Origin of the sequence: Bacillus cereus group sp. MYBK79-1, assembly GCF_051915365.1 — a bacterium.
In the GTDB taxonomy this organism is placed as follows: Bacteria; Bacillota; Bacilli; order Bacillales; family Bacillaceae_G; genus Bacillus_A.
On the sequence record NZ_JBQAEO010000002.1, the window covers coordinates 382081 to 389442 of the forward strand.

Here is a 7362-nt window from a genome sequence, read left to right on the forward strand (position 1 = left end):
AAAAACCGGCACTGGCAAAATGAGAATGTTCCCATTAGCCAATCACCGGCTGTGCGCTGTCCCTTAGAAGGGATGACACAATATTAGTATAAAACAAGCCTCCCTATTCTACTACCCATCAAATGTTATATTTGTAAATATATTCTATACCTATCCTATAGAACTAAAGATGTACATGAATCACTTTCATAACAAAAAACTCCCTTCAAAAGACGAAGGGAGTTTTTTACACAATTATAAAATTTCGTTCACTAAATGATACACAAGGTGAAATATCTCTTTATTTCTATATTCATTATAACAAAAAGATACATAACTAAACAGACTTGTAATAAAAACCCATAAAAATTAATATATGGTTATACAGTATTTTTACTGTATGATGATTTTAAGCGATTCCCCTTAAAATCAACTTACTCACATACCTTTATACAGTAATTGTTCCCCAATTTCTGTATATCAAAAAACCTTTCATTTATTTGAAAGGTTTTTTTGAGCTTGCACATATTCTTCTTTCGTATTCACATTTATAAACCAATCTACATTCGCTTGTACATCTTCACCGGCAATATATTTCACATTACATTGCGATAGAAGCTGGCCCATACTTCTTTTTTCTTCTTGAAGCACAGCATAAATTTTCTCTTTCACACGGTTATGGTACGCTGCAAGTAACGGTTGTTTTCTTCCATTAATAATAGGTACAACCGCATCATATTCATTGCTCGTTTGCTCTAGTAAAATGGTAAACCATTCATGCGAAACATTCGGCGCATCGCAAGGCATAATAGCATACCAATCTGCTTCTATATATTCCATTCCTGATACAATTCCAGCAAGTGGTCCATTTCCTTTATAATGCGGAATATCTTCTATAACAGGAACTTGTACGAGTTGCTCTACTCGCTCCTTTATATCAGTATGACTAATGACTACAACTTCTTGGAGCGCACTTGTCATCACTTTCACAATATGCTCAATAAAAGTACTACCTTGCCAGCTCGCTAACGCTTTCGGCTCACCGAATCGACTCGACATACCGCCTGCCAATACAATTCCAGCATACTTACTCATTGGCGATGCAGCTCAAAGGTAATATGACCTAATTCCGGTAAAATTAATTTATTCATCGCAAGACGAACTGCTCCGCTAGATCCTGGCATGGAAAAGACAACTTTGCGTCCAATTGTACCGCCGATTGCTCTACTTAACATCGCGCTGCTTCCGATATCTTCTAAATAACTAATCATGCGGAACAACTCACCAAACCCGACAATTTCTTTATGTAATAACGCTGACACTGCTTCAATCGTCACATCACGTTTCGTAATACCAGTACCGCCATTTGTTAACACGACATCGACATCTTCCCTATGATAACCAGCTAACACTGCTTGCTGAATACTTTCTTTATCATCTTTTACAATTTCATAAGAGGTCACTGTATGCCCTGCTTCTTTTAATAATTCATGTAATAGTTGTCCACTCTTGTCCGTCTCTTCTGTACGTGTATCAGAAATCGTCACGATCTTGCAACGCACTTCTTTTGGTGCTTGTTTTTTATGTTCGGTTACGCTCATTTTTCATCTTTCCTTTCATTTAACTTTGTAAAATTATGTATAAATTAAAGAATTCAATATGATACAATATAAGCATATTTATCCATATAAAGGAGCTTTACATGATTCAAAATATAAAACGATACGTACCTATTATACCATTCCTAGTTATATTATCCCTTTTTCAATGGATCGCTTACGGGTTCGATATTAACTTTTAAAATTGTATGTGCTTATGCCGAATGATGGTATTCGTTACTATTTGACTAGCACAACCATTCCACTTGCCCTTGCCTACCTTGTAGATTTTGTATGGAAACAAAACCAAATTAAAGGAGGTAAACATGAAAAATAGTACAATTTATACACAACTATTATTTTTCATTTCTTTATTAGGGCTATGTTTTTCTTCTACCGTTCATGCTGAAGAAAAACATACGAATGTTATACGAGTAAATATAACAAATTAGATTGAATATAAAAATACGCCTGAACAAAAATTAACTCCCACACTTGAAACAAATTCTGCTGAAATCCAGCTCTATCATAATAATGGTAATCCCATTAAAACAAACATCTTAGAATCCTCTCCTAAAACAAATTTATATTTATTTGCGGTCTCTAATTATTATATAAATAAAATTAGCTATAGAGACTATTACTTCTCAGAAACGAAAACAGAAAGTATAGAAGCAGTTCAAAAAGAAACTATACGCACTTTAGAAAAAATTGCACACTCCACTTCATATACTACTGAGTCCTTTCAAGCAAGTAGAACTTATAATTACTCTTTTTATTCTGGGGCTAAATTAACAACAACTATTACATTTAGTCAGAACAGTTCTGACGCAGATATTAACGGAAAAGTAGGATCTGTGTGGGACATTACAGCATCTCATACTATTAAAAACACAGTTATAAATCCACCTTTTATAAGCTGGAATACACAATTATCTGTACCTTATTCATCTCAAAAGTTAATAAATTATGAACCAGATTCCACTATGCTTCCACTATTCTTTTTTCGAAATTTAACTGGATTCAGTATAAACAGCAACTCATTATTAAGTGAAAACTATGGCAGTTGGACGCTGGAGAAAAACCTATTTAACCCTGTACCCAAAACAGCTCAAATGAATACAAAAATTAGAACTTCAAATACTGCAGGAAATTTAGGTTTACAATTAAGCCACACTTACGTACGTGCTGGTGGTACTACTCACTCTACAGGAATAGTTTCCACATATATACCAGATAGATGATGCTATGCAAAAATTTCTTGATAAGGAGATTTATTCACTATGGAACTTTATAAAAAATTAACAACAACATTCATCCTCTTATTCGTCGCTTCCATTACTGTTGGCTTTTCTCTAAAAGGCGCAATTCCATACGCTACATTAGTAAGCATTATATTCGCAACCCTATTTTTACTAAGCAGTGCCTTTTGCGCGGGTAAAGCACGTCAAATGAAAGGTTGATTACATATGTTCAAGAAGAAACCAGTCCTTTGTAAATCATGTGAAAAGGAAATACAAACATATGAAAAAGCATGGATTCATATGCCATTTCCGGCAAGTGGTATGACAAATGTGAGAAAGTACATTGAGCTAGATGGAGAAGTTTATTGTGGTTCTTGCATCCAAGTGGTAAATAAAACAAAATAAAAAAAGCTTTGCGCTCACGGCGCAAAGCTTTTTTTCATATATTATAGACCAGCTTGCTCTTTTAAAGCTGCAGCTTTGTCTGTACGTTCCCATGTTAGATCTACATCAGTACGTCCGAAGTGGCCGTAAGCTGCTGTTTGTTTGTAAATTGGGCGACGTAAGTCTAGCATTTTAATAATACCGGCTGGGCGAAGATCGAAGTTGTTACGAACTAGTCCTACTAGTACGTCTTCAGATACTTTACCAGTGCCGAACGTATCAACTGAAATTGATACTGGTTGTGCTACACCAATTGCGTATGCAAGTTGTACTTCTGCTTTGTCAGCAAGACCAGCTGCTACGATGTTTTTCGCAACATAACGAGCTGCATATGCTGCAGAACGGTCAACTTTTGTTGCATCTTTACCAGAGAATGCACCGCCACCGTGGCGAGCGTATCCACCGTAAGTATCAACGATGATTTTACGTCCTGTTAAACCAGCATCACCTTGTGGTCCACCAATTACGAAGCGACCAGTTGGGTTAATGAAGAATTTCGTTTCTCCATCCATTAATTCTGCTGGAACTACAGCTTTAATTACATGCTCTTTTAAATCGCGATCGATTTCTTCCCATGTAACATCTGGATGATGCTGTGTAGAAATTACGATTGTATCTACACGTACAGGTTTACCATTTTCATCATACTCAACTGTAACTTGCGTTTTTCCATCCGGACGTAAGTATGATAATGTCTCATCTTTACGTACTTCAGTTAAACGGCGAGCTAATTTGTGAGCAAGCGAGATTGGAAGTGGCATTAACTCTTGTGTTTCATTACATGCGAAACCAAACATTAAACCTTGGTCTCCTGCACCAATTGCCTCAATCTCAGCGTCAGTCATTAGACCTTCGCGTGCTTCTAGCGCTTGGTCAACACCCATAGCGATGTCAGCAGACTGCTCATCGATAGATGTTAAAACTGCACAAGTTTCTGCATCGAATCCGTATTTTGCGCGTGTGTAACCAATGCCTTGAATTGTTTCACGAACGATTTTTGGAATATCTACGTAAGTAGAAGTCGTAATTTCCCCCGCTACCAATACTAAACCAGTTGTTACAGTTGTTTCACAAGCTACACGTGCATTTGCGTCCTTTGATAAGATCGCATCTAAAATTGAATCAGAAATTTGGTCACAAATTTTATCTGGATGTCCTTCAGTTACAGACTCAGATGTGAACAGATGACGTTTCTTTGTCATGTGGTAAACCTCCCTACAGTAATTGTATATATTGTACGGAACTCATCCTTAATTTGCCACAAACTGCGACATACATTTATTCTCCCACACAAGCATACAGAAAAACCTTTCCTACTTTACATAGAGGAAAGGTTTAATTTGCTACTTGCATACTGCTTTTTGCCCTTTGCTCTTATCGTTCGAGACCGTTAGCCTCGCACAGGTTTTAGCACCTATTCACCTGTATTTACCACTACAAATGAGGTTGCTGGGCTTCATCGGGCCTGTCCCTCCGCCAGCTCGGGATAAGAGAGTATCCGTCCCAACCTATACTAAAGAAATGATATTCATTTGTCAATTAATATTCACATTTTCCTGAAAGTTTTTCTCAATACGCCTGAAATGAAATATTAATAAGGAAATAATGCATTCACACAAACAAAAAGAAATAAATAGTATACATTATTTATATAATTGTGTTATACTCTTGTTGGGGATTACGAGAAATATTTCATTAAATGAAAAGGATGGTATATAAATATGAGTACTGTGAATGTCCAAATTGGTTTACACGAATTATTGAACGGAAGCAATGCACAGATTCAACTAAGTGTTCCGCAATTAGTGGAAAAAGTATTAATGCGAAATGAAGGGAAATTAACTTCTACTGGTGCCGTTTCTGCTTCAACTGGAAAATATACAGGACGTTCTCCTAAAGATAAATTTATTGTGAAAGAAGCATCGGTTGCTGACAAAATTGCTTGGGGAGCAGTGAATCAACCGATTTCTGAAGAACATTTTAATAAATTATATACTAAAGTTTTAGAATACTTAAAAGAAAAAGAAGAGTTATTCGTCTTCAATGGATTTGCAGGCGCTGACCGCAATTACCGCCTACCAATTCAAGTTATTAATGAATATGCATGGCACAATTTATTTGTACATCAATTATTCATTCGTCCAACTGAAGAAGAATTAACAACTCATGAATCAGAGTTCACAATTGTTTCTGCACCGAATTTCAAAGCTGATCCAGCTGTTGACGGTACAAACTCTGAAGCATTCATTATGGTTTCATTCGAAAAACGTATCGTACTAATTGGTGGTACAGAATACGCTGGAGAAATGAAAAAATCAATCTTCTCTATTATGAACTTCTTATTACCTGAACAAGATATTCTTTCTATGCATTGCTCTGCAAACGTAGGTGAAGAAGGCGACGTAGCACTATTCTTCGGTTTATCTGGAACAGGTAAAACAACATTATCTGCTGATCCAAACCGTAAATTAATCGGTGATGATGAGCATGGTTGGTCTGATAACGGTGTATTCAATATTGAAGGCGGTTGCTATGCAAAATGTGTAAACCTTTCTCACGAGAAAGAACCACAAATTTTCGATGCAATCAAATTTGGATCTGTTTTAGAAAACGTTATCATTAATAACCAAACGCGTATCGCAGACTATAACGATACTACTTTAACAGAAAATACTCGTGCTGCATACCCTATGCATGCGATTGACAATATCGTACTGCCAAGTGTTGCTGGACACCCAAATACAATCATTTTCTTAACTGCTGATGCATCTGGCGTATTGCCTCCAATCAGTAAGTTATCAAAAGAACAAGCTATGTATCATTTCTTAAGTGGTTACACTAGTAAACTAGCAGGAACAGAGCGCGGCGTTACATCTCCGCAAGCAACATTCTCAACTTGCTTTGGTTCACCATTCTTACCACTTGATGCATCTCGCTATGCTGAAATGCTTGGTGAAAAAATCGAGAAACACGATGCGAAAGTATTCTTAGTAAACACTGGCTGGACTGGTGGCGAATACGGCATTGGTAAACGTATGAACTTAGGTTACACTCGTGCAATGATTCAAGCAGCGTTAAGCGGCGAACTTGCAAAAACTGAAACAGCTAAACATGACATCTTCGGTCTTGAAGTTCCACTTCACGTACCAGGTGTACCTGACGAAGTGTTAATGCCTGAACAAACTTGGGCTGATAAAGCTGCTTACAAAGCGAAAGCAATCGAGCTTGCGAGCGAATTCAAAGAGAACTTCAAAAAGTTCGACAGCGTTTCTGAAGATATTATTAACTTAGGTGGTCCAATCGCTTAAGTACAAACTTTCTGTTGGAATAACCCTTTTACTCATATGAATAAGTGTCGTGTAACCGTAAAGTTCCGCGTACTCACCGACAAAACCCAATGCGGCTTAACGGTTATACACACTTACATAAAAAAGAAGCTTACGTTTTTTACGTAAGCTTCTTTCTATATCTTATCTCTTCATCTATAGCTTAGTTTATAAAATCACAGAAAATTCTATTTATAATCATTCGTTTTTAATTTTTTATGATACAATTTACATATACAGGAAAGGGTGAGACCTATGAAAAATTTTTCTCGTACAGGAAAAATTTTATTCAGTTATGGAGTGATCCAAATGTTTTGGGGACTTGTGATGCTTAACGTTAATTTATTTGAGCATACTAGTGAAACGATAAAATACATTATTCTAATTACCGGAATAGTTTGTTGTATTATCTCCAACTTTTTTAAAGAACATAAGAGTCATACTAATAAGTGATTTCATGTTAACTTATTGGAAGCAGAAACCTATATTTTATAAAAAGTTACGCTTCCTGTTGTACTATCCATCACTAGATTCCTCATTTTCACACATACAAATCACGGCTTGGAACATATAAATTATATCTCTACTCACTACATCCCTCTGGTTTCACATCGTATGGGGCTAAAAAAGGTTCTGACCGCTTCTGTCCTTCGCTGGATTCTCTATTCCATAGTAAAGCAACTTTCAATTTATATACTTGAATTTTCACACATACAAATCACGGCTTCGAACATATAAATTATATCTCTACTCACTACATCCCTCTGGTTT

At 36.3% G+C, this 7362-nt stretch carries 9 protein-coding genes and 1 riboswitch; of the genes, 6 read left to right on the forward strand and 3 right to left on the reverse strand.

Annotation, left to right across the window (positions count from 1 at the left end):
* Positions 1–471: 471 nt before the first annotated feature.
* Both ACTFOB_RS06700 and ACTFOB_RS06705 read right to left on the reverse strand, forming a co-directional pair.
* Positions 472–1074, reverse strand: a complete 603-nt coding sequence (locus ACTFOB_RS06700; protein ID WP_440029879.1) for a molybdenum cofactor guanylyltransferase — start codon at positions 1072–1074, stop codon at positions 472–474.
* Complete coding sequence (locus ACTFOB_RS06705) at positions 1071–1580, reverse strand: MogA/MoaB family molybdenum cofactor biosynthesis protein (protein ID WP_000117134.1); 510 nt, start codon at positions 1578–1580, stop codon at positions 1071–1073. Before ACTFOB_RS06705 ends, ACTFOB_RS06700 begins: the two co-directional genes overlap by 4 nt.
* A 323-nt stretch (positions 1581–1903) precedes the next feature.
* Here ACTFOB_RS06705 and ACTFOB_RS06710 point away from each other — a divergent pair, with 323 nt between their 5' ends.
* The 4 genes from ACTFOB_RS06710 (at position 1904) to ACTFOB_RS06725 (ending at position 3226) form a co-directional block, all read left to right on the forward strand.
* Positions 1904–2029 carry a hypothetical protein gene (locus ACTFOB_RS06710; RefSeq protein WP_440029881.1) on the forward strand — a complete coding sequence of 42 codons (126 nt, stop codon included), beginning with the start codon at positions 1904–1906 and terminating at the stop codon, positions 2027–2029.
* Between the two features lie 405 nt (positions 2030–2434).
* Positions 2435–2821, forward strand: a complete 387-nt coding sequence (locus tag ACTFOB_RS06715; RefSeq protein WP_440029883.1) for a hypothetical protein — start codon at positions 2435–2437, stop codon at positions 2819–2821.
* 39 nt (positions 2822–2860) lie between these two features.
* Positions 2861–3040, forward strand: a complete 180-nt coding sequence (locus tag ACTFOB_RS06720) for a hypothetical protein (RefSeq protein ID WP_000424805.1) — start codon at positions 2861–2863, stop codon at positions 3038–3040.
* Positions 3041–3046: 6 nt separating this feature from the next.
* Complete coding sequence (locus tag ACTFOB_RS06725) at positions 3047–3226, forward strand: hypothetical protein (protein WP_151631647.1); 180 nt, start codon at positions 3047–3049, stop codon at positions 3224–3226.
* Between the two features lie 41 nt (positions 3227–3267).
* Here ACTFOB_RS06725 and metK read toward each other — a convergent pair whose 3' ends face one another.
* Positions 3268–4467: a methionine adenosyltransferase gene (metK, locus tag ACTFOB_RS06730; protein WP_440029885.1), complete on the reverse strand. Its 1200-nt coding sequence runs from the start codon at positions 4465–4467 to the stop codon at positions 3268–3270.
* Positions 4468–4636: 169 nt separating this feature from the next.
* A riboswitch (SAM riboswitch) is annotated at positions 4637–4758 on the reverse strand.
* A 228-nt stretch (positions 4759–4986) separates the two neighbouring features.
* On the opposite strand from metK, the gene pckA reads away from it, so the two are divergent.
* Together pckA and ACTFOB_RS06740 are read left to right on the forward strand one after the other, a co-directional pair.
* Positions 4987–6573, forward strand: coding sequence for a phosphoenolpyruvate carboxykinase (ATP) (pckA, locus tag ACTFOB_RS06735; RefSeq protein WP_144612162.1), 1587 nt, complete (start codon positions 4987–4989; stop codon positions 6571–6573).
* A gap of 273 nt (positions 6574–6846) precedes the next feature.
* Positions 6847–7044 (forward strand): hypothetical protein, encoded by a 198-nt coding sequence (locus ACTFOB_RS06740; RefSeq protein WP_151631649.1) that lies wholly within the window; start codon positions 6847–6849, stop codon positions 7042–7044.
* Positions 7045–7362 lie beyond the last annotated feature (318 nt).